Genomic DNA, 20,761 nt, shown 5'->3' on the forward strand with positions numbered 1-20,761 from the left:
AGCTATTATGTCTTTGCTGGAAGAATTGGATTTACGCATCAGCACTAACGGCGGGCTTATTGTTTCCTGCCAGCCGGTGCCCGGCAGCCCTTTGGACAACCCTTCGATCGTTGCTGCGATGGCGCTGGCGGCGGAGCAGGCGGGCGCAGTAGCGTTGCGCATTGAAGGAGTTGAGAATCTGCGCACCACCCGAGCGCTGGTTATGGTGCCGATTATTGGCATTATTAAACGCGATCTGGATGATTCGCTGGTGCGGATCACGCCTTATCTGGAAGATATCGATGCGCTGGCGCAGGCCGGGGCCGATATCATCGCCATTGATGGAACTGACCGTGAACGCCCGGTTCCGGTAGCAGCGCTGCTGGCGCGCATTCATCAGCACAAGCTATTGGCGATGACCGATTGTTCCTCTCTGGAGGATGGCCTGGCCTGTCAGGCGCTTGGCGCGGAGATTATTGGTACCACGCTTTCAGGTTATACCACGTCGCACACGCCAGATGAGCCCGACCTGGCGCTGGTGAAAGCGCTGACGAAGGCGGGTTGTCGGGTGAATGCGGAAGGTCGCTATAACACCCCCGCTCAGGCGGCAGAAGCTATGCGTCACGGGGCGTGGGCGGTAACCGTCGGTTCAGCGATTACCCGGCTAGAGCATATTTGCCAGTGGTATAACTCGGCGTTAAAAGAGGCGAAGCCATGACCACGCTGGCGATAGATATTGGCGGTACCAAGCTTGCCGCCGCGTTGGTCGATAAGGATCTTACTATTCGTGAACGGCGGGAAATCCCGACCCCGGCGAGCCAGCGGCCTGCCGGGCTTGCCTTAGCGTTAGAAGAGCTGATTGCTCCGCTGTTGGCACAAGCCGAGCGATTTGCGGTTGCTTCTACCGGCATTATTCAGGACGGTATTTTAACCGCACTCAACCCAGCTAACCTTGGCGGTCTGGCGCATTTTCGCTTAATCGATTGTTTGTCTGAACTCAGCGGACTGCCTGGTATCGCCCTGAACGATGCCCAGGCCGCGGCGTGGGCAGAATATCGTGCGTTAACGGAGAACGTGAGCGATATGGTTTTTATGACGGTTTCGACGGGCGTTGGCGGCGGCATGGTCACTAACGGCAGGCTGCTGACCGGAAGCGGGGGATTAGCCGGACATTGCGGACATACGCTGGCTGACCCAAATGGGCCGCGCTGCGGCTGTGGTCGAGTGGGTTGCGTGGAAGCCATTGCCGCCGGGAGAGCGATTGCCGATGCGGCTGGCGGTGAACTCGCCGGGCTGGATGCGAAATCTATTTTTGCTCTCGCGGAACAACATCATCTGCAGGCGCGTTCACTGGTTCAGCGCTCGGCGCAAACGCTGGCGCGGTTGATTGCCGATCTTAAAGCAGTGACCGACTATCAGTGCGTGGTGGTTGGCGGCAGCATCGGCCTGGCGAATGGATATTTGCCGCTGGTGCGTGAATATCTGGCGCAGGAACCAGCGGTTTATCACGTTCCGCTACGCGAAGCACGCTATCGGCATGATGCCGGGCTACTGGGTGCGGCGCTGTGGGGCTGGGAGAGAAATCATGATTTTCGGTGATATCAATAATCCGTCGCAGGCTGGAATATCGGCCATGTTGCAGCAAGCAATAACCCTCGCGCAGGCGCACGACTTGCAAAGTATTGCTCCCGGAAGCTACGAGCTGCAGGGGGACGATATCTTTATGAATGTGATGCAATTTGCGTCAGGTTTACCTGAAGAGAAGAAGGCCGAACTGCATGTGCAGTTTATCGATATCCAGATTTTACTGGCGGGCGAGGAGCGTATTTTTTATGGCGTGGCCGGCTGTGCGCGGCAGTGCGAGGAGATACACGTTGATGAGGATTATCAACTGTGCGGTGAAATGGCGAGCGAGCAGTCCGTCACCCTGAGGCCCGGCATGTTCGCGGTCTTTATGCCGGGGGAGCCGCATAAGCCAGGCTGCGTGGTAACAGAGCCAGCCGATATTAAAAAAGTGGTGATTAAAGTGCGTGCCGATTTGTCCGGCGCATAAAAATCCTGCCGGAGCACTGTCTCCGGCAGAGTAAGGCCAATCAGTTTTTTTCTCGTGAGGTTACGATGCCGTGCTGCGCCGCCCACAGGTTCACATCTTCTTTGCGGATCGCGAATTAACGATTGGCAATAGCCGACTGCACGGTTGATGTCGGTACCACCGCCAAGCTGTACGCCAAACAACAGATCCACCGGATCGTTGAGCTGTTCGGTCATATCGACCACGGCAGTATCGAAGACGACCAGATGCGTTTTCACCGCCGGAAGAGAGGCCATCATCGCGCCGAAAATACTGGAATAGACTACCGATGCCACCACCGCATCAATCACCCTGCGAATCAGCGCTTTTGGGCTTCCAGCATTGTTTGCGTGCGGGCGAGTTCGTCCGCCAGTAATTTTTCATCAGGTAGCTGCATTTTGTACTCGCTTGCCAGGACCGTGTTTGGCAAACCGCTAAGGGCATAGTGTGCTTCACCAGCGCCTTTCTCTGCACACAGAATTAATCCTACGGGTGGGTTTTCTCCCGGCATCGTCCAGTGCTCTTTGGCGTAGTTCAGGTACATGTTCATTTGCCCGGCGTCGGCGTAGCTAAATTTGCCGACCTTCAGGTCAACGACGAGCAGGCAGCGCAAGCGGCGATGGAAGAACAGCAGGTCGATGCGAAACCAGCTATCGTCAATACGTAATCGACGCTGGCGGCCCACAAAGGCAAAGTCATCGCCGAGTTCCAGCATAAAGTCCATCAGGTGGTTTATCAGCGCTACTTCAAAATCGGATTCAGAATACTCGTCTTTCAGATCGAGGAATTCAAGAATGAAGGGGTCGCGTATAGCTTGCTCCGGCGTAACTTCGGCCATGGCGGGCGTAGCCTGCTGCAACATAGCGGATTTGTCATGTGACAGCAGCGTCCGTTCGTAAAACTGAGTGGCAATTTGCCTGTCGAGCTGCCGCACTGACCAGCCATTACGTAACGTCTCTTTTTCATAAAAAGTGCGGGCTTCGGCGTTTTTAACGGTGAGTAGACGGACGTAAGCAGACCAGGGGAGTGGGAAAATATCCGCAAGATTCTTACGTGTGATGAATTCCGCAGACACTGTCTGCGGAATTTCAATATGTTGAAAACATAGATAAAAAGTACGAATTTGCCACAGGTTTCTTGTGGAAAACCCACGTTTATAACGCTGGCTCAAGTCTATGGACAGCCGTTCAATAAGTTGAGTGCCGTAAGCCGCCCGCGCTTCACCGCCTTGTTCGAATTCGACAATACGTCGGCCAATCTCCCAGTAGGTCGCTGTCATCAGGGCATTGATGCTGCGGATTGTCTCCGTGCGGGCAGTGTCTAACAGATTAATAATTTCGTCATGGATTTGCTGATAATCATCAGCGTTTGGCGTTGAGGTTAGCGTCATGGATTCATCCCTGTCGTGATAGTTGCAAGCTGAAAATATGTCGCTATCAATACGCTCAGGGGCTTATACGGTCAATACTGATTCGGCTACTTGCATTCAGTTACAACAGGATTTGCGAGCGGCTTTCAGAGAATAAAATATGCGGAATTGAGGTGAGCAATGTTGGCTCCCCATTTATCAGCGCGAAGCTGTATCTGGGGAGCCAGAACGGTTTTACACTTCCAGGTAGTTGAGGATCCCGTCAGCCGCCTTACGGCCTTCGGCAATCGCCGTCACGACCAGGTCGGAACCGCGAACGATATCACCGCCGGCGAAGATTTTCGGGTTGCTGGTCTGGAAGGCGTTGTCGCTGCCTTCTGGCGCAATAACACGGCCCTGCGAATCCAACTCGACGCTGTGCTTTGCCAACCACTCCATGCTGTGCGGACGGAAACCAAACGCCATGACTACGGCATCGGCAGGTACCACATGCTCGGAACCGGCGACGATTTCCGCGCGGCGGCGGCCTTTCGCATCCGGCTGACCCATTTCGGTACGCGCCATTTTCACGCCGCAAACCTTACCGTTAGCATTCACTTCCACGCCCAGTGGCTGGACGTTGAACTGGAATTCCACGCCTTCTTCACGCGCGTTTTTAACTTCGCGCCTGGAGCCCGGCATGTTCTCTTCATCACGGCGATAAGCACAAATGACATGGGACGCGTTCTGACGGATGGAGGTACGCACGCAGTCCATCGCGGTATCACCACCGCCAAGAACGACAACTCGCTTGCCTTCCATGCTGACATACGGTTCATCAGCCGTTTCGCCGAAGCCCATGATCTGCTTAGTGTTGGCGATCAGGAACGGCAGCGCGTCGAATACACCGGAGGCGTCTTCATTTTCCAGCCCACCGCGCATCGACTGATAGGTGCCGACGCCGAGGAATACCGCATCGTAATCTTTCAGTAGATCATCCAGCTGAATATCGCGGCCCACTTCAACGTTGAGTTTGAACTCAATGCCCATGCCGGTGAAGATTTCACGGCGGCGGGTCATGACCTCTTTTTCCAGCTTGAAGGCCGGAATCCCGAAGGTCAGCAGACCGCCGATTTCCGGGTGGCGGTCAAAGACCACCGCCTTGACGCCGTTACGAGTTAACACGTCTGCGCAGGCAAGGCCCGCCGGACCTGCGCCGATAATGGCGACAGTTTTACCCGTCTGCTTGACGCCGGTCAGGTCAGGACGCCAGCCCATTTCGAATGCTTTATCGTTGATATAGCGCTCGATATTGCCGATGGTCACCGCACCGAACTCGTCGTTCAGGGTACAGGAACCTTCGCACAGACGATCCTGCGGGCAAACGCGCCCGCAGACTTCCGGCAGGGTATTGGTTTGATGCGACAGTTCTGCCGCTTCAAAAATACGCCCTTCGTTAGCCAGCTTCAGCCAGTTCGGGATGTAGTTGTGCACCGGGCACTTCCACTCGCAGTACGGGTTGCCGCAGGACAGGCAGCGGTCTGCTTGTGCTTTGGCCTGGCCTTCGGAAAACGGCTCGTAGATCTCGATAAACTCTATCTTGCGGATCTTCAGCGGTTTCTTTGGCGGATCAACGCGCTGGAGGTCGATAAATTGATACACGTTCTGACTCATCTTAACCCCTTACTGCGCCTGCACCCGCAGCTCAGCTGCGGAACGACTACGGTGACCCAACAGTGCTTTAACATCGCTGGACTTCGGTTTAACCAGCGCAAACTTCGCTGAGAAGGCTGGCCAGTTGGCCAGAATTTCTTCGCCGCGCTGCGAACCGGTAAGATGCACGTGCTCGGTAATCAAACCGCGCAGATGCTCTTCATGGATAGCCAGAGAGTCAACATCCAGCACTTCCACCAGCTCCGGGTTCACGCGTTTGCGGAAGTCGCCGTCTTCATCCAGAACGTAACCGAAACCACCGGTCATCCCCGCGCCGAAGTTGACGCCGGTTTTACCCAGCACGCAAACAATCCCACCGGTCATATATTCACAGCCGTTGTCGCCGATACCTTCAACCACGGTGATCGCGCCAGAGTTACGCACTGCGAAGCGTTCGCCCGCACGGCCCGCAGCATACAGACGACCACCGGTCGCGCCATACAGGCAGGTGTTACCGATGATGCTGGCTTCGTGGCTACGGAAGGCTGAGCCGACCGGAGGACGAATCGCCAGCAGGCCGCCAGCCATACCTTTACCGACATAGTCGTTGGCATCGCCTGTCAGATGCAGCTCAACGCCACCTGCGTTCCACACGCCGAAGCTTTGGCCCGCAGTACCGCTGAAGTGAGCGGTAATAGGATCGGCTGCCAGACCCTGGTCGCCGTGGGTCTGGGCGATATAACCTGACAGCGATGCCCCAACGGAGCGGTCGGTGTTGCGGATATCGAACCAGAACGTTTTACTCTGCTTGCTGTCAACGAACGGTTTTGCCTGCTGGAGCAGCTGCGCATTGAGCACGCCATTGTCAAACGGCGGGTTGTTCTCAGTGCAGTACAGCGCTTTGCCTGGATGCGGCTCTGCGGTCTCCAGCAGCTTGCCCAGATCCAGTTTCTGCTGCTTGGCAGTAAAACCATCCAGCTCTTTCAGCAGGTCGGTACGGCCAATCAGATCCACCAGACGTTTTACACCCAGCGAAGCCATCAGCTCGCGGGTTTCGCGGGCGATAAATTCAAAGTAGTTGGTCACTTTGAACGGCAGGCCGTGGTAGTGGTTCTTACGCAGTTTTTCATCCTGAGTTGCTACGCCGGTTGCGCAGTTGTTCAGGTGGCAAATACGCAGATATTTACAGCCCAGCGCCACCATCGGACCGGTACCGAAGCCGAAGCTCTCCGCGCCCAGAATCGCGGCTTTAATGATGTCGACGCCGGTTTTTAAACCGCCATCCACCTGCAGACGGATCTTGTGACGCAGACCGTTAGCCACCAGCGCTTGCTGGGTTTCCACCAGGCCCAGTTCCCACGGACAGCCTGCATATTTCACCGACGAGAGCGGGCTTGCGCCGGTGCCGCCGTCGTAACCTGCGATGGTAATCAGGTCTGCATAGGCTTTCGCTACGCCGGTGGCGATGGTGCCGACGCCCGGTTCGGAAACCAGCTTCACGGAGATCATCGCTTTTGGGTTGACCTGTTTCAGGTCGAAAATCAGCTGCGCCAGATCCTCGATAGAGTAGATATCGTGGTGCGGCGGCGGGGAGATCAGCGTCACGCCCGGTACTGAATAGCGCAGTTTGGCGATATACGGGGTGACTTTATCACCCGGTAGCTGACCGCCTTCGCCGGGCTTCGCACCCTGAGCGACTTTAATCTGGATAACGTCGGCATTGACCAGGTAGGCCGGAGTCACGCCGAAGCGACCAGAGGCGACCTGCTTAATGCGCGACACCTTATTGGTGCCGTAGCGCGCCGGGTCTTCGCCGCCTTCGCCGGAGTTCGAGTTGCCGCCGATGCTGTTCATCGCTTCCGCCAGCGCTTCGTGCGCTTCAGGGCTCAGCGCGCCGATGGACATTGCTGCCGTATCGAAGCGTTTAAACAGTCCGTTTGCCGGTTCAACGTCGTCCAGGCTGACGGTAGTGCCGTCCGGGGTAATGGCCAGCAGATCGCGCAGCGTTGCCGCCGGGCGTTCGTTAACCAGTTTTGCGTACTGCTGGTAATCGCTGTATTCGCCGCTTTGTACCGCTTGTTGCAGGGTACGCACCACGTCCGGGTTGTAGGCGTGATATTCGCCGCCGTGGACGTATTTCAGCAGACCGCCCTGATCCAGTGGCTTACGCGCCAGCCAGGCACGTTTTGACAGGTTCAGTAGATCCTGCTGGAAGTCGTCGAAACCGGCGCCGCCGATACGGCTGACAACGCCCAGGAAGCACAGGTCAGACACTTCGCGATGCAGGCCCACTGCTTCGAACAGTTTCGAGCAGCGATAGGACGCGATTGTTGAAATCCCCATCTTCGACATGATCTTATACAGACCTTTATTGATGCCGTTACGGTAGTTCAACATCACCGCGCGGTACTCTTTGTCGATGGCTTTGTTATCTACCAGCTTCGCCAGAGTTTCATAGGCGAGGTACGGATAGATGGCCGTCGCGCCGAAGCCCAGTAGAACCGCAAAGTGGTGCGGGTCGCGGGCGCTGGCGGTTTCGACAATAATGTTGGCATCGCAGCGCAGGCTCTTATCGACCAGACGGGTCTGGATCGCGCCTACCGCCATCGGAGCGGGTACCGGCAGACGGTTTTTAGCGATGTTGCGGTCAGAGAGCACCAACAGGACGGTTCCGTCACGCACCATTTGTTCGGCTGTATCGCACAGCGCCTTCACCGTCTCAGCCAGCGTGGTTTCGGTGGCATCAAACGTGATATCCAGGACGTCGGCGCGATAGTGCTCCTCTTCCATGGTGGTCAGCTGTTTAAAATCGGAGTACAGCAGAATTGGCGACTTAAAGCTCAGACGGTGCGCCTGGCCTTCCGCTTCGCAGAAGACGTTCATTTCGCGGCCGATGCTGGTGGCCAGCGACATTACGTGGGCTTCACGCAGCGGATCGATCGGCGGGTTAGTCACCTGCGCGAACTGCTGGCGGAAGTAATCGTAAATGATACGCGGTTGGCTGGAGAGCACGGCGAATGGGGTATCATCACCCATTGAACCGACCGCTTCCTGGCCGTTTTCGCCCAGCACGCGCAGGACGGAATCCAGCTCTTCAGCGCTGTAGTTAAACTGTTTCTGATAGCTGGCGAGCGTGTCGTCATCAAACTGACGGCTGCCAACATCTTCATCAGGCAGGTCTTCAAACGGGACCAGACGGCGGACGTTTTTCTCCATCCACTCTTTATATGGATGACGGCTTTTTAGATCGTTATCGGTTTCCGCTGAATGCAGAATACGCCCCTCACGGGTATCGATAACCATCAGCTCGCCTGGGCCAACGCGGCCTTTTTCGACCACTTCATCCGGCTGGTAATCCCAGATGCCGACTTCAGAGGCGCAGGTGATCAGCTTATCTTTGGTGATAACGTAGCGCGCCGGGCGCAGGCCGTTACGGTCGAGGTTACAGGCCGCATAGCGACCGTCGGACATCACGATACCTGCCGGGCCATCCCACGGCTCCATGTGCATGGAGTTAAAGTCGAAGAATGAACGCAGGTCGGGATCCATATCCGGGTTGTTCTGCCAGGCTGGCGGCACCAGCAGGCGCATGGCACGGATAATGTCCATCCCGCCCGCCAGCAGCAGTTCCAGCATATTATCCATCGAACTGGAGTCAGAGCCGGTTTCATTGACGAATGGCGCAGCATCGTGGAGATCCGGGATCAACGGCGTCTGGAACTTATAGGTACGGGCGCGGGCCCACTGGCGGTTACCGGTGATGGTATTAATTTCGCCGTTGTGCGCCAGATAGCGGAACGGCTGCGCCAGCGGCCAGCGCGGCACGGTGTTGGTGGAAAAGCGCTGGTGGAACAGGCAGATGGCTGATTCCAGACGCAGGTCCGCGAGGTCCAGGTAGAAGCGCGGCAAATCCGCCGGCATACACAGACCTTTATAAATGTTCACCAGATTAGACAGGCTGCAAACGTAGAAATCTTTATCTTCTTGCAAGCGCTTTTCGATACGGCGACGGGCGATGAATAAACGGCGCTCCATATCACGCGGACGCCAGCCAGCCGGGGCGTTAACAAAGATTTGTTCAATACGGGGCAGCGAGGAGAGTGCGATTTCACCGAGAACGCCTTCGTTGGTTGGCACTTCGCGCCAGCCGACAATAGACAAGGTTTCGCGTTGAAGTTCTTCTTCGACGATGCGGCGTGCCGCTTTGGCCAGTTCAGGATCTTTATTAAGGAATAACATCCCAACGGCGTAATTTTTGGCTAAACGCCAGCCGCGCTCTTCCGCAACGATTCGGAAGAAACGATCGGGTTTTTGTAGCAGCAAGCCACAACCGTCGCCGGTTTTTCCATCGGCGAGGATCGCGCCGCGGTGCTGCATTCGGGCCAGTGCGTGTATAGCGGTTCGCACTACCTTGTGGCTAGGTTCGCCTTCTATGTGGGCGATCAGGCCGAAACCACAGTTATCCCTCTCAAGGGATTTATCGTACAACATATCAGTGAACCTCCCCAGGCTCTACGGGACACCCTCCGAACCGTTGCGCACGGGCACAGAAAGAGCATGGCGACGGGGTTTGCACCTCGCATTCGCCCTCTTTAAATCCTTTTCGCATCGGTACACAAGTTTGAGGACTTGCTGTTAAGAGGGAATCTCAATTACTGCATAAATATGATGAGCAGAGCGCTCATCCAGAAAGCTTCCAGCGGATTCCCAACTTATCGGGAATCCGCACATACGTCAAATGGCAATCTTATTTATACAAAAATGTGCTATGCAACACTTAATTTTATGATTTTTAAGAGAATAATGACATTTCGAATGCTGCTGAAACGTAACCGACGGCATAATTGAGTGTGATCTGTCTCACTATATCGATGGCACAAGATTATCGGTCTGTGCTGAATAGTTTTTTTATCTCAGACTATTTGACTGCTTTTTATGTGAATTGCGGAAAGTAATACTGTTTTATGTCCTGACAAAGATAATGGCAAAACCAGAGTCTATGTATAAGGAAAACTCATCACTATGAATGTGAATTAAATTGCGGTTATCTTGAGTGTTTATGCAATGAGGTAAGCGGCCGCGTTGACGATTGATCCAGGTCATCGCCGTCGGTAGCTAAAAATGGCAGGCTTGGCCCTTTTCTTAAGGCCGGTCTATCAGATTATGCAGTTACAAAAATTAGTCAATATGTTTGGTGGGGATCTTGCGCGTCGTTATGGCGAAAAGGTTCATAAACTGACGCTGCATGGTGGATTTAGCTGTCCAAATCGCGATGGCACGATTGGTCGTGGCGGCTGCACATTTTGTAATGTGGCATCTTTCGCTGATGAACAACAGCAGTATATTTCGATTGCCGAACAGCTGGCGTATCAGGCGCAGCGGGTTAATCGCGCTCAGCGCTATCTGGCTTATTTTCAGGCCTACACCAGCACTTTTGCTGAAGTTCAGGTACTGCGCTCCATGTATCAGCAAGCGGTGAGCCAGGCCAATATGGTTGGGCTGTGCGTCGGCACTCGCCCGGACTGTGTGCCTGAAGCAGTATTGGATTTACTTAGCGAATATCGGGAGTTGGGTTATGAAGTATGGCTGGAGCTTGGGCTGCAAACCGCACATGATAAAACGCTGCATCGGATAAATCGCGGTCACGATTTTGCCTGCTATCAGCACACGACCCGACTGGCGCGTGAACGTGGTCTGAAAGTATGTTCACATCTGATTGTCGGGCTACCGGGAGAGGGGCAGCATCATTGCCTGCAAACCCTGGATCGGGTGGTTGAAACCGGCGTTGATGGTATTAAGTTGCATCCACTTCATATTGTGAAGGGCAGCATCATGGCAAAAGCGTGGGAAGCCGGAAGGTTGAACGGTATTGAACTGGACGACTATACGGTCACTGCAGGAGAGATGATTCGCCATACCCCACCTGAGATTATTTATCACCGTATTTCTGCCAGTGCCCGTCGTCCGACGCTGCTGGCACCGCTGTGGTGTGAGAACCGCTGGACCGGGATGGTTGAGCTGGATAAATACCTTAATCAGCACGGTGTCCAGGGCTCAGCCATCGGTCCTGGCTGGGTATCTCCGGTAACCACGAAATAATGAAAAACGTCACGAGTCTCTTTCACGACAGCCTGCAAAAAGTAATGTGATCTTTGTCACTATCGTCAATATATCTCTGGTTATGAAAACTGGTATGGTAGTAGGCTATTGCTTATTGATAACATTGACTCAGGTGGTTTCGTATGCAGATGACAATGCGTTGGTTTGGTCCAGATGAAGATAAGGTCTCTCTGGAATATATTCGCCAGGTTCCGGGTGTAGAAGGTGTTGTAGGCGCACTTTATGATGTCGCCGTTGGTGAGGTCTGGCCAGTTGATAAAATTGAGGATCTGGTGAAGCAAGCCCATGCCGCTGGGCTTACAATGGAAGTCATTGAAAGCGTCAACATTCATGATGATATTAAGATCGGTTTACCTTCCCGCGATCGTTATATCGCCAATTATCAGCAAACTATCCGCAATCTTGCTCAGTTTGGCGTTAAGGTCATTTGCTACAACTTCATGCCGGTTTTTGACTGGATGAAGACGGACATGAACTATGTTCTGCCGGATGGCTCCCTGACGATGGCTTTTGAGAAGAAAGACATTGATAAGAGTCTTGAAGAGGTGGTGAAAGAGGTTCTGGAAAATTCGAATGGTTTTGCGCTGCCGGGCTGGGAACCAGAGCGGCTGGCAAAAGTTCAGGACCTGTTTGCTCAATATAAAGATGTTGATGACACAGTACTGCGCGAAAACCTGGTCTATTTCCTGAATGCAGTGATCCCTATTTGTGAAGAGGTGGGGGTGAAAATGGCTATTCATCCGGACGATCCGCCGTACTCAATTTTTGGTCTACCGCGAGTGGTGAAAAATCGTGACGATCTGGACTGGATTTGTCGGGCGGTGGATTCAGAGGCGAATGGCATCACGCTCTGTACCGGCTCTATCGCGGAAGACCCGGCTAATGATGTCTACTCGATTCTGGCCGAGTTTACCCGCCGTAAGCGAATCCATTTTGCCCATGTGCGTAATATAAACCTCATCAAAGACAAAGACTTTTATGAGTGCGCTCACCCATCAGAATTTGGCTCTTTAGATATGTACAAAGTGATGCAGGCGCTCTATGACAATGGTTTTAGCGGCTATATCCGTCCGGATCATGGGCGCTTTATTTGGGGAGAAACAGGGCGTCCAGGCTACGGGTTGTACGATCGCGCGCTGGGAGTAACCTACCTCAAAGGGCTATGGGAAGCACTCAGTAAGCGCTAACGACCAGTCCTGTTTCCAATCTATATTCCGGCTGACTGTAATCCAGGGTCAGCCGCGTAACACAATCCTTCCCGCATTTTTTGCACAACTTACAGCGTCTTGCTCAGAATTGAGTATTATTGTGCGAAGTTGTCGCGAAGGAATCTCCTATGAAGCAAATCCGTATGCTGGCGCAGTATTATGTTGACCTGATGATGAAGTTGGGTCTGGTGCGCTTTTCCATGCTGCTGGCCCTTGCGCTGGTGGTACTGGCGATTGTGGTGCAAATGGCCGTGACCATGGTGCTGCACGGCCAGGTAGAAAGTATTGATGTTATCCGCTCCATCTTCTTTGGCCTGCTGATTACCCCGTGGGCGGTCTATTTCCTCTCGGTCGTTGTTGAGCAACTGGAAGAGTCCCGGCAGCGTCTCTCGCGGCTAGTGGAGAAGCTGGAGGAGATGCGCGAGCGCGATCTCAAGTTGAATGTGCAGCTTAAGGACAACATCGCCCAGCTTAATCAGGAAATCGGCGAACGTGAAAAAGCTGAAGCAGAACGTGAAACGACGCTTGAGCAACTGAAAATTGAGATGAAGGAACGTGAAGAGGCGCAAATTCAGCTTGAGCAGCAATCCTCCTTCCTGCGCTCCTTCCTTGATGCGTCTCCGGATTTAGTTTTCTATCGTAATGAAGATAAAGAGTTTTCTGGCTGCAACCGGGCGATGGAACTGCTGACCGGTAAAAGTGAAAAGCAGCTTATTCATCTGAAGCCACAGGATGTTTATGGCGCAGAAGTGGCGGAGAAAGTGCTGGAAACGGATGAGAAAGTTTTCCGGCATAACGTATCGCTGACCTATGAGCAGTGGCTGGATTATCCGGATGGGCGCAAGGCCTGCTTTGAAATCCGCAAGGTACCTTATTATGACCGCGTAGGTAAGCGACGTGGCTTGATGGGCTTCGGTCGCGATATTACCGAGCGTAAGCGCTATCAGGACGCGCTGGAGAGGGCCAGCCGTGATAAGACCACCTTTATCTCTACTATTAGCCACGAGCTGCGTACGCCGCTTAATGGCATCGTGGGGCTTAGCAGGATCCTGCTGGATACCGATCTAACCGGAGAGCAGGAAAAATACCTGAAAACTATCCATGTCTCAGCCGTGACGCTGGGTAATATCTTCAACGATATTATTGAGATGGACAAAATGGAGCGGCGTAAAATTCAGCTGGATAATCAGCCGGTTGATTTCACTGGCTTCCTTGCTGATCTGGAAAACCTCTCTGGCCTGCAGGCGCAGCAGAAAGGTCTGCACTTTGTGCTGGAACCCGCCCTTCCGCTGCCGCATCAAGTGATAACCGACGGTACGCGGCTACGCCAGATTCTGTGGAACCTCATTAGTAACGCGGTGAAATTTACTCCGCAGGGCGGGAATGTGAACGTCCGCGTGTGTTATGACGAAGGCGATATTCTGCATTTTGAAGTAGAAGATTCCGGTATTGGTATTCCTGAAGCGGAACAGGACAAAATCTTTGCCATGTATTATCAGGTTAAAGATAGCCAGGGAGGCAAACCCGCGACCGGCACCGGTATTGGCCTTGCGGTATCGCGTCGTCTGGCGCGCAACATGGGCGGTGATATCTGCGTTTCCAGCCTGCCGGGCAAAGGGGCGACCTTTACGCTCACCGTACATGCACCTGCTATTGCTGAAGAAGTCGAAGACACTTTGGCAGAAGATGAAATGCCATTACCGGCGCTGAACGTGTTGTTGGTGGAAGATATTGAACTGAATGTGATCGTCGCGCGCTCGGTGCTGGAGAAACTAGGCAATAGCGTGGATGTGGCGATGACCGGTAAGGCCGCGCTGGAGATGTTTGTGCCCGGCGAATACGACCTGGTTCTGCTCGATATTCAGCTGCCGGATATGACGGGACTGGATATCTCTCGCCAGCTGAAACAACGCTTTGCTGCTGATGAACTCCCGCCGCTGGTGGCGCTCACCGCTAATGTACTGAAGAACAAAAACGAGTATCTGGACGCCGGGATGGACGATGTCCTGAGTAAACCGTTATCGGTCCCGGCGCTAACCGCAATTATCAAAAAATTCTGGGATTCACCGGAAGAGGAAGAGAACGATATGCCATCTGTAGATGTCAATAAATCGGCTTCTGTACTGGATGTTCCGATGCTTGAGCAGTATATCGAACTGGTGGGACCGAAGCTTATCAATGACGGTCTGGCAGTTTTCGAGAGAATGATGCCGGGCTATCTGGCGGTTCTGGAATCGAATCTAACCGCGCGTGACCAGAAAGGCATTGTCGACGAAGGGCATAAAATTAAGGGGGCGGCTGGCTCAATTGGTTTGCGTCACATTCAGCAGCTTGGACAACAGATTCAGTCACCAGATTTGCCGGCATGGTCAGATAACGTTGCAGAATGGGTTGAAGAGATGAAATCCGAGTGGCAAAGCGACGTTGCGGTACTGAAAGCGTGGGTAGCGGCGGCTGATAAAAAATGACCCCGGATAAACCGGGGTGCGCGAATACTGCGCCAACACCAGGGAACTGGTTGTTGTGCCAGAATCATTTGAGTGATTTTTTTACACGGCGCAACCTGAGGATTTGGCTTGCTCGCTGATTAAGATAGCAAAGCTTAAATAATTTGTTACGTGAATCGGTAAAATATGTGAAGCATAGCGAGTAAATCAAAATTTTTGACTGGTTCCATAAACTTGTACTAAGGGGCTGATGTGATGAAGAAAATTGGTGTGGTGCTAAGCGGTTGCGGTGTTTATGACGGCAGCGAAATTCATGAAGCGGTTATTACCTTGCTGGCGATTGCTCGCAGCGGCGCCCAGGCCATCTGTTTTGCACCTGATAAAGTACAAACTGATGTAATCAATCATTTGACCGGGGAAGCGCAGGCTGAAAGCCGTAATGTGCTCGTTGAGGCCGCACGTATTGTGCGCGGGGAAATTCGTCCCCTGGCAGATGCCCGAGCGGATGAGCTGGATGCGCTGATTGTGCCCGGCGGATTTGGCGCGGCGAAAAACCTCAGTAGCTTTGCTTCCCAGGGCAGTGAATGTACGGTGGATAGCGATCTGAAAGAACTGGCTCTGGCCATGCATCTGGCGGGTAAACCGTTGGGTTTTATCTGTATCGCTCCGGCGTTGCTACCTAAAATTTTCTCATTTCCGCTACGCGTGACTATCGGCACCGATCTGGATACCGCAGATGCATTAGAGGAGATGGGCGCTGAACACGTGCCTTGCCCGGTCGATGACATAGTGGTTGATGAAGACCACAAAGTGGTGACGACTCCGGCATATATGCTGGCGCAGAATATTGCTGAAGCGGCGAGCGGAATTGAAAAACTGGTCGCTCGCGTGCTGGTTCTGACTGCATGAAGTCTCGTTTTTCCCCGCTGCGAATGATCAAACGTCTTTTGCTGCGGTTGTTGTTGGCATGTTTGGTGGTATGGGGCGGTGGCATTGTGCTGTTTAGCATCGTGCCGGTTCCTTTTTCGGCCGTGATGCTGGAACGACAAGTCAGTGCCTGGGCCTCTGGGAATTTTCATTACGTCGCCCATTCTGATTGGGTGGGGATGGATGAGATATCTCCCTGGATGGGGCTTGCGGTTATTGCTGCTGAAGATCAGAAATTCCCTGAGCACTGGGGTTTTGATGTTTCCGCCATTGAGAAGGCGTTGGCACATAATGAGCGCAACGAGAGCCGCATTCGCGGTGCCTCAACGCTATCACAGCAGACAGCAAAGAATCTGTTCTTGTGGGATGGTCGCAGCTGGCTGAGAAAAGGGCTGGAGGCTGGGCTGACCGTTGGTATCGAGACCGTCTGGAGCAAAAAACGCATCCTCACGGTTTATTTGAATATTGCTGAGTTTGGTGAAGGGACGTTTGGTGTGGAAGCCGCATCACAGCGCTATTTTCATAAACCGGCCAGTAAGTTGACCGCTTCTGAAGCGGCACTGTTAGCTGCGGTCTTGCCTAACCCGATTCGCTTTCGCGCAGACGCACCGTCAGGATACGTCCGTAGTCGGCAAGCGTGGATTTTACGCCAGATGCGTCAGTTGGGTGGGGAAGGGTTTATGCAGAAAAATAAGCTACATTGATGTTTATAGTGGCTAAATTTATAACTCCGGTAAGCATCACGCGACGCAACCGGGGGTCGTGCTAGTCTTCATCAAAACCGGCGTTGAACAGCGCGATAACCGCTGCCAGCGCTTCAACTTCCTGCGGGCCATTCGCTTCAATCTCAATCTGACGTCCTTTGGCTGAGTCAAGCATCAGCAGGGCAATTACGCTATTGGCCTCTGCCTCAGTACCTTCATCATTGCGCAGCAGGACTTCAGCATCATAGTTCTGCATTAACTCAAACAACTTCATTGCCGGGCGGGCATGCATGCCCAGCTTATTGGTGATCTCAACGGTTTGCTTAACGGTCATGATTTACGTTTTTCCAGCGTCCGATGACGAGACTGCACGTTCTTACCGCGCGAGCGGAAGTAGTCAGCCAGCTGTTCGGCGATGTAGACCGAACGGTGTTTACCGCCAGTACAACCAATGGCCACCGTCAGATAGCTGCGATTATTGGTTTCCAGCATGGGTAACCATAGTTCAAGATAGCTACGAGTCTGGTAGATAAAATTGTGAACTTCCGTGTGTCGGTCGAGGAAGGCGGCGACAGGTTTGTCCAGACCTGTCATCGGGCGCAGTTTCGGATCCCAGTGCGGATTAGGCAGGAAGCGCACATCGAAAACGTAGTCGGCATCGATAGGGATACCATGCTTGAAGCCGAAAGATTCGAAGACCATCGTCAGCTCACGTTCGCGTTTGCCTAGCAAACGGGTACGCAGCATTTCTGCCAGCTCATGCACCGACATCTCGGAAGTATCGACGATCAGATCGGCGCGAGAACGCAGTGGTTCCAGCAGGTCGCTCTCTTCATCAATAGCGCTTTCGAGCGACAGATTTTTGCTCGACAGCGGATGTAAGCGGCGCGTATCGCTGTAGCGGCGAATTAAGGTGTTGCGATCGGCGTCAAGAAACAGCAACTGAGGCGAAAATTCTGCGGGCAGATTTTTCATTGCCTGCTCAAAGATTTCCGGTGACTCAGGCATGTTACGTACGTCAATGCTGACGGCAGCTGAGATATTTCTATCTGCAAGCGAGCGTGCCAGTTCGGGTAACAAAACCACCGGTAGGTTGTCCACACAGTAGAAACCCATATCTTCCAGCGCTCGCAGGGCGACGGATTTCCCCGATCCTGAACGGCCGCTGACGATCATCAGTACCATGTACCGTTTCTCCTCAGTACGATAAAGAGTAAGGTGCGACTCCCGTTATGCCCCATCGTTGCTTCCTGCTTCGGTGATAATTTCATACAACTCTTCGTTGCTTTGGGCGGCGCGTAGTCGGCGACAGGTTGCTTTATCCGCCAGACGTTTTGCGACCAGTGAAAGCGTATGCAGATGAGTTTTGGTCTGATCGGCGGGAACGAGAAGCGCAAACAGGAGATCGACAGGTTGATTATCGATCGCATCAAAAGCGATCGGGGTTTCCAGTTGGACAAAAACGCCAACGGCCCGCAGCGTATCCTCTTCGAGTTTTCCGTGTGGGATCGCGATACCGTTACCGATCCCGGTGCTGCCCATTTTCTCGCGAGTGAGGATCGCTTCGAACACCACCTGAGGCGGCAAGCCTAGCTGTTTTGCTGCCAGCTCGCTGATGATTTCCAGGGCACGTTTCTTGCTCTGGCAGTGAACCTGGCTACGGGTACATTCCTGGTTAAGGACATTGCTCAGTTGTAGAGCCGAATCGTTATTTATCATAATTTCACCTGAGCTCGCCCTGACCAACCGCCTGCTGGCGGTTGGCGTAGGTTATGCCCGGACAATTAGCGTTGTTTCAGTTTATCTTTATGTTTTGTTAGCTGTCTTGCCAGCTTATCAATAAGACCATCGATAGCGGCATACATATCCTGCCCTTCCGCACTGGCATGGATTTCACCACCGTTGACATGCAGGTTGGCATCCGCAATTTGCGTTACCTTCTCTACCTTTAACACAATGTAGACCTGATTGATCCTATCGAAAAACTGCTCCAGCTTGCTAAATTTCGTATTAACAAAATCGCGCAGAGCAGGGGTTATTTCTACGTTGTGTCCTGTAATGTTGAGCTGCATAGTGTCTTCCTTATCGGTTGGGTCAAACCAGTTGTTTACGCTGATTCGACGGCGGAATGGATAAAGACTCTCGATACTTAGCGACGGTGCGGCGCGCCACCATAATACCCTGATCGGATAACATGGTGGTGAGCTTACTGTCGCTCAACGGCTTCGCGGGGTTCTCCGCGGCGATTAACTTCTTCACCAGCGCGCGAATGGCCGTCGACGATGCTTCGCCGCCGCCTTCTGTGCTTACATGGCTGGAGAAGAAATACTTCAGCTCAAAAATACCGCGTGGACTATGCAGGTATTTTTGGGTAGTAACACGTGAAATGGTCGATTCATGCATTTCGACGGCCTGAGCAATATCAGCCAGTACCATCGGCTTCATATGCTCTTCACCTTTCTCGAAAAAGGCCTGCTGCTGCTCAACAATGCAGCGACTGACGCGCAGTAGCGTATCGTTACGGCTCTCCAGGCTTTTGATCAGCCAGCGAGCCTCTTGCAGATTGCTGCGGATAAACTGGCCGTCGGCATCATTGCGTGTGCTGTTACCCATGGCAGCATAGTGCTGATTGATCTTCAGGCGCGGTAGGCTATCTGAATTGAGTTCAACGACCCAGTGGTCATTCACCTTACGCACCAGCACGTCAGGAATGACATATTCTGGTTCGCCAGTTTGAATGGATTGACCAGGGCGCGGATCCAGGGATTGGATCAGGCTTACCGCTTCCTTTAATACTTCTTCTTTGAGGCGGGTTACGCGCATGAGAGAGCGGAAATCATGATTCGCTAGTAGATCAAGGTGATCGCTGATGATCTGACGTGCTTCATCAATCCAGGGTGTTTCTCTGGCAAACTGCGAAAGTTGAACCAGTAGGCAGTCGCGCAGATCTTTTGCCGCTACGCCGACGGGGTCGAAACGCTGAATGCGCTTGAGGACGGCTTCAACTTCTTCAAGTCCGATTTCATCATCGCCAATGCTCTCAACGATGTCTTCGACAGAAATAGTGAGATAGCCGGTATCATCAACGGCATCGACAATGGAGGTCGCGATGGCGCGATCGGTATCAGTGAACGGTGTAAGTTCAACCTGCCACATCAGGTAATCTTGCAGGCTTTGAGTGGTCTCACCCTGGTAGACGGGCAGTTCGTCATCCTGATAATCGACGCCGTTACCTGATGGCGTTCCTGCTGTATAAATCTCATCCCAGCTGGCATCAAGCGGCAGTTCTTCAGGCATGTCTTTTTGCTCAAGGGCATCGACGGTATCCAGAGATTCGCGATCCTCGGCCTCTTTGGTTTCTACCTCATCGTGAAGATCGGTTTGCTCCAGCAACGGGTTGCTATCCAGCGCCTGCTGGAGTTCTTGCTGGAGTTCTAACGTGGACAACTGCAGTAAACGAATCGCCTGCTGCAGTTGTGGCGTCATGGCAAGCTGTTGGCTTAGCCTTAATTGCAAACCTTGCTTCATATTCAGGGCCAATATCTCCGACTAAAACGTCTGTAACCTCTACCCTATCAGAGTCTGAAGTCTTCCCCAAGATACACGCGCTTAACCTGCTCGTCTTCAAGGATTTGTTGAGGTGTACCGTGAGCTATCAGATGGCCCTGGCTGACGATATAGGCACGTTCACAAACGGCGAGCGTTTCCCTAACGTTATGGTCGGTAATCAGCACGCCCAGGCCGCTATCGCGCAGATGCTCAATGATACGTTTGATATCGATGACGGAAATAGGGTCGACGCCAGCAAAAGGTTCATCCAGCAGGATAAATTTCGGGTTAGCGGCCAGCGCACGGGCGATTTCGACGCGGCGACGTTCACCACCGGAGAGCGCCTGGCCGAGGTTATCGCGCAGGTGCTCAATGTGAAACTCTTCCATCAACTCTTTCGCGCGATCTTCACGCTGCTCGTTGCTTAAGTCGTCCCGGATCTGCAATACCGCCATCAGGTTATCGTACACGCTCAGGCGACGGAATATGGAGGCTTCCTGCGGCAGATAGCCTATACCGCGACGCGCGCGAGCATGTAGTGGCAGCAGGCTGATATCTTCATCGTCAATAATGATGTTGCCAGCGTCGCGCGGAACGATACCGACGACCATATAGAAGGTAGTGGTTTTACCCGCACCGTTCGGGCCGAGCAGGCCAACAATCTCACCTGAATTCACGGTCAGACTGACATCTTCCACCACGCGGCGGCCTTTGTAAGCTTTGGCGAGATTCTTTGCAGTTAATGTTGCCATAAC

The 20,761-nt window shown here is 53.2% G+C and carries 17 protein-coding genes and 1 pseudogene; 8 read left to right on the top strand and 10 right to left on the bottom strand.

From position 1 onward, the window contains the following. Positions 1-7: 7 nt before the first annotated feature. The 3 genes from AC07P6_RS03020 to nanQ are packed head-to-tail and all read left to right on the top strand — an operon-like array spanning position 8 to position 2,032. A complete protein-coding gene (locus AC07P6_RS03020; protein ID WP_478315622.1) occupies positions 8-697 on the top strand; it encodes an N-acetylmannosamine-6-phosphate 2-epimerase in 690 nt (229 codons plus the stop codon). Beyond that, positions 694-1,578: an N-acetylmannosamine kinase gene (gene nanK, locus AC07P6_RS03025; RefSeq protein ID WP_478315623.1), complete on the top strand. Its 885-nt coding sequence runs from the start codon at positions 694-696 to the stop codon at positions 1,576-1,578. The genes AC07P6_RS03020 and nanK overlap by 4 nt, the downstream gene beginning before the upstream one ends. Beyond that, positions 1,565-2,032 (top strand): N-acetylneuraminate anomerase, encoded by a 468-nt coding sequence (nanQ, locus tag AC07P6_RS03030; protein ID WP_434661338.1) that lies wholly within the window; start codon positions 1,565-1,567, stop codon positions 2,030-2,032. Before nanK ends, nanQ begins: the two co-directional genes overlap by 14 nt. Positions 2,033-2,193: 161 nt before the next feature. On the opposite strand, the pseudogene AC07P6_RS03035 reads toward nanQ, so the two are convergent. The 4 genes and pseudogenes from AC07P6_RS03035 to gltB all read right to left on the bottom strand — a co-directional run. Further along, positions 2,194-2,310, bottom strand: a pseudogene (locus AC07P6_RS03035) (hypothetical protein); the annotation flags it as partial. A 59-nt stretch (positions 2,311-2,369) separates the two neighbouring features. Beyond that, on the bottom strand, positions 2,370-3,440 hold the full coding sequence (locus tag AC07P6_RS03040; protein ID WP_434661339.1) for a PDDEXK nuclease domain-containing protein: 1,071 nt from the start codon (positions 3,438-3,440) through the stop codon (positions 2,370-2,372). Positions 3,441-3,653: 213 nt separating this feature from the next. Continuing rightward, positions 3,654-5,072 carry a glutamate synthase small subunit gene (locus AC07P6_RS03045; protein ID WP_304253763.1) on the bottom strand — a complete coding sequence of 473 codons (1,419 nt, stop codon included), beginning with the start codon at positions 5,070-5,072 and terminating at the stop codon, positions 3,654-3,656. A 9-nt stretch (positions 5,073-5,081) separates the two neighbouring features. Continuing rightward, complete coding sequence (gltB, locus tag AC07P6_RS03050) at positions 5,082-9,542, bottom strand: glutamate synthase large subunit (protein WP_478315624.1); 4,461 nt, start codon at positions 9,540-9,542, stop codon at positions 5,082-5,084. 672 nt (positions 9,543-10,214) lie between these two features. Here gltB and mnmL point away from each other — a divergent pair. From mnmL to mtgA, 5 genes are all read left to right on the top strand, one after another. Further along, on the top strand, positions 10,215-11,150 hold the full coding sequence (gene mnmL / locus AC07P6_RS03055) for a tRNA modification radical SAM protein MnmL/YtqA (protein WP_304253762.1): 936 nt from the start codon (positions 10,215-10,217) through the stop codon (positions 11,148-11,150). A 143-nt stretch (positions 11,151-11,293) separates the two neighbouring features. Continuing rightward, positions 11,294-12,358, top strand: coding sequence for a mannonate dehydratase (gene uxuA / locus AC07P6_RS03060; RefSeq protein WP_478315625.1), 1,065 nt, complete (start codon positions 11,294-11,296; stop codon positions 12,356-12,358). A gap of 149 nt (positions 12,359-12,507) precedes the next feature. Further along, positions 12,508-14,847 carry an aerobic respiration two-component sensor histidine kinase ArcB gene (arcB, locus tag AC07P6_RS03065; protein ID WP_478315626.1) on the top strand — a complete coding sequence of 780 codons (2,340 nt, stop codon included), beginning with the start codon at positions 12,508-12,510 and terminating at the stop codon, positions 14,845-14,847. A 234-nt stretch (positions 14,848-15,081) separates the two neighbouring features. Further along, entirely contained in the window at positions 15,082-15,735 is a 654-nt protein-coding gene (gene elbB / locus AC07P6_RS03070; protein ID WP_181486322.1) for an isoprenoid biosynthesis glyoxalase ElbB, read from the top strand. Then, positions 15,732-16,457, top strand: a complete 726-nt coding sequence (gene mtgA, locus AC07P6_RS03075; protein ID WP_434661342.1) for a monofunctional biosynthetic peptidoglycan transglycosylase — start codon at positions 15,732-15,734, stop codon at positions 16,455-16,457. The genes elbB and mtgA overlap by 4 nt, the downstream gene beginning before the upstream one ends. A gap of 61 nt (positions 16,458-16,518) precedes the next feature. Here the strand turns inward: mtgA and npr are convergent, their stop codons facing one another. The 6 genes from npr to lptB all read right to left on the bottom strand — a co-directional run bounded on the left by npr (position 16,519) and on the right by lptB (position 20,758). Beyond that, entirely contained in the window at positions 16,519-16,791 is a 273-nt protein-coding gene (gene npr, locus AC07P6_RS03080) for a PTS phosphocarrier protein NPr (protein ID WP_004106170.1), read from the bottom strand. After that, positions 16,788-17,642, bottom strand: coding sequence for an RNase adapter RapZ (gene rapZ, locus AC07P6_RS03085; protein ID WP_004106169.1), 855 nt, complete (start codon positions 17,640-17,642; stop codon positions 16,788-16,790). The genes npr and rapZ overlap by 4 nt, the downstream gene beginning before the upstream one ends. A 45-nt stretch (positions 17,643-17,687) precedes the next feature. Next, the gene (ptsN, locus tag AC07P6_RS03090; RefSeq protein ID WP_182235062.1) at positions 17,688-18,176 is read right to left on the bottom strand and encodes a PTS IIA-like nitrogen regulatory protein PtsN; all 489 of its coding nucleotides are present in this window, start codon (positions 18,174-18,176) and stop codon (positions 17,688-17,690) included. 65 nt (positions 18,177-18,241) lie between these two features. Beyond that, complete coding sequence (hpf, locus tag AC07P6_RS03095) at positions 18,242-18,529, bottom strand: ribosome hibernation promoting factor (RefSeq protein ID WP_112213551.1); 288 nt, start codon at positions 18,527-18,529, stop codon at positions 18,242-18,244. A 22-nt stretch (positions 18,530-18,551) separates the two neighbouring features. Then, positions 18,552-19,985: an RNA polymerase factor sigma-54 gene (gene rpoN, locus AC07P6_RS03100; RefSeq protein ID WP_112213552.1), complete on the bottom strand. Its 1,434-nt coding sequence runs from the start codon at positions 19,983-19,985 to the stop codon at positions 18,552-18,554. Positions 19,986-20,032: 47 nt separating this feature from the next. Next, positions 20,033-20,758 carry an LPS export ABC transporter ATP-binding protein gene (gene lptB, locus AC07P6_RS03105; protein WP_110272845.1) on the bottom strand — a complete coding sequence of 242 codons (726 nt, stop codon included), beginning with the start codon at positions 20,756-20,758 and terminating at the stop codon, positions 20,033-20,035. Positions 20,759-20,761: the final 3 nt, after the last annotated feature.

This window comes from Klebsiella sp. GFKo11, assembly GCF_056490265.1.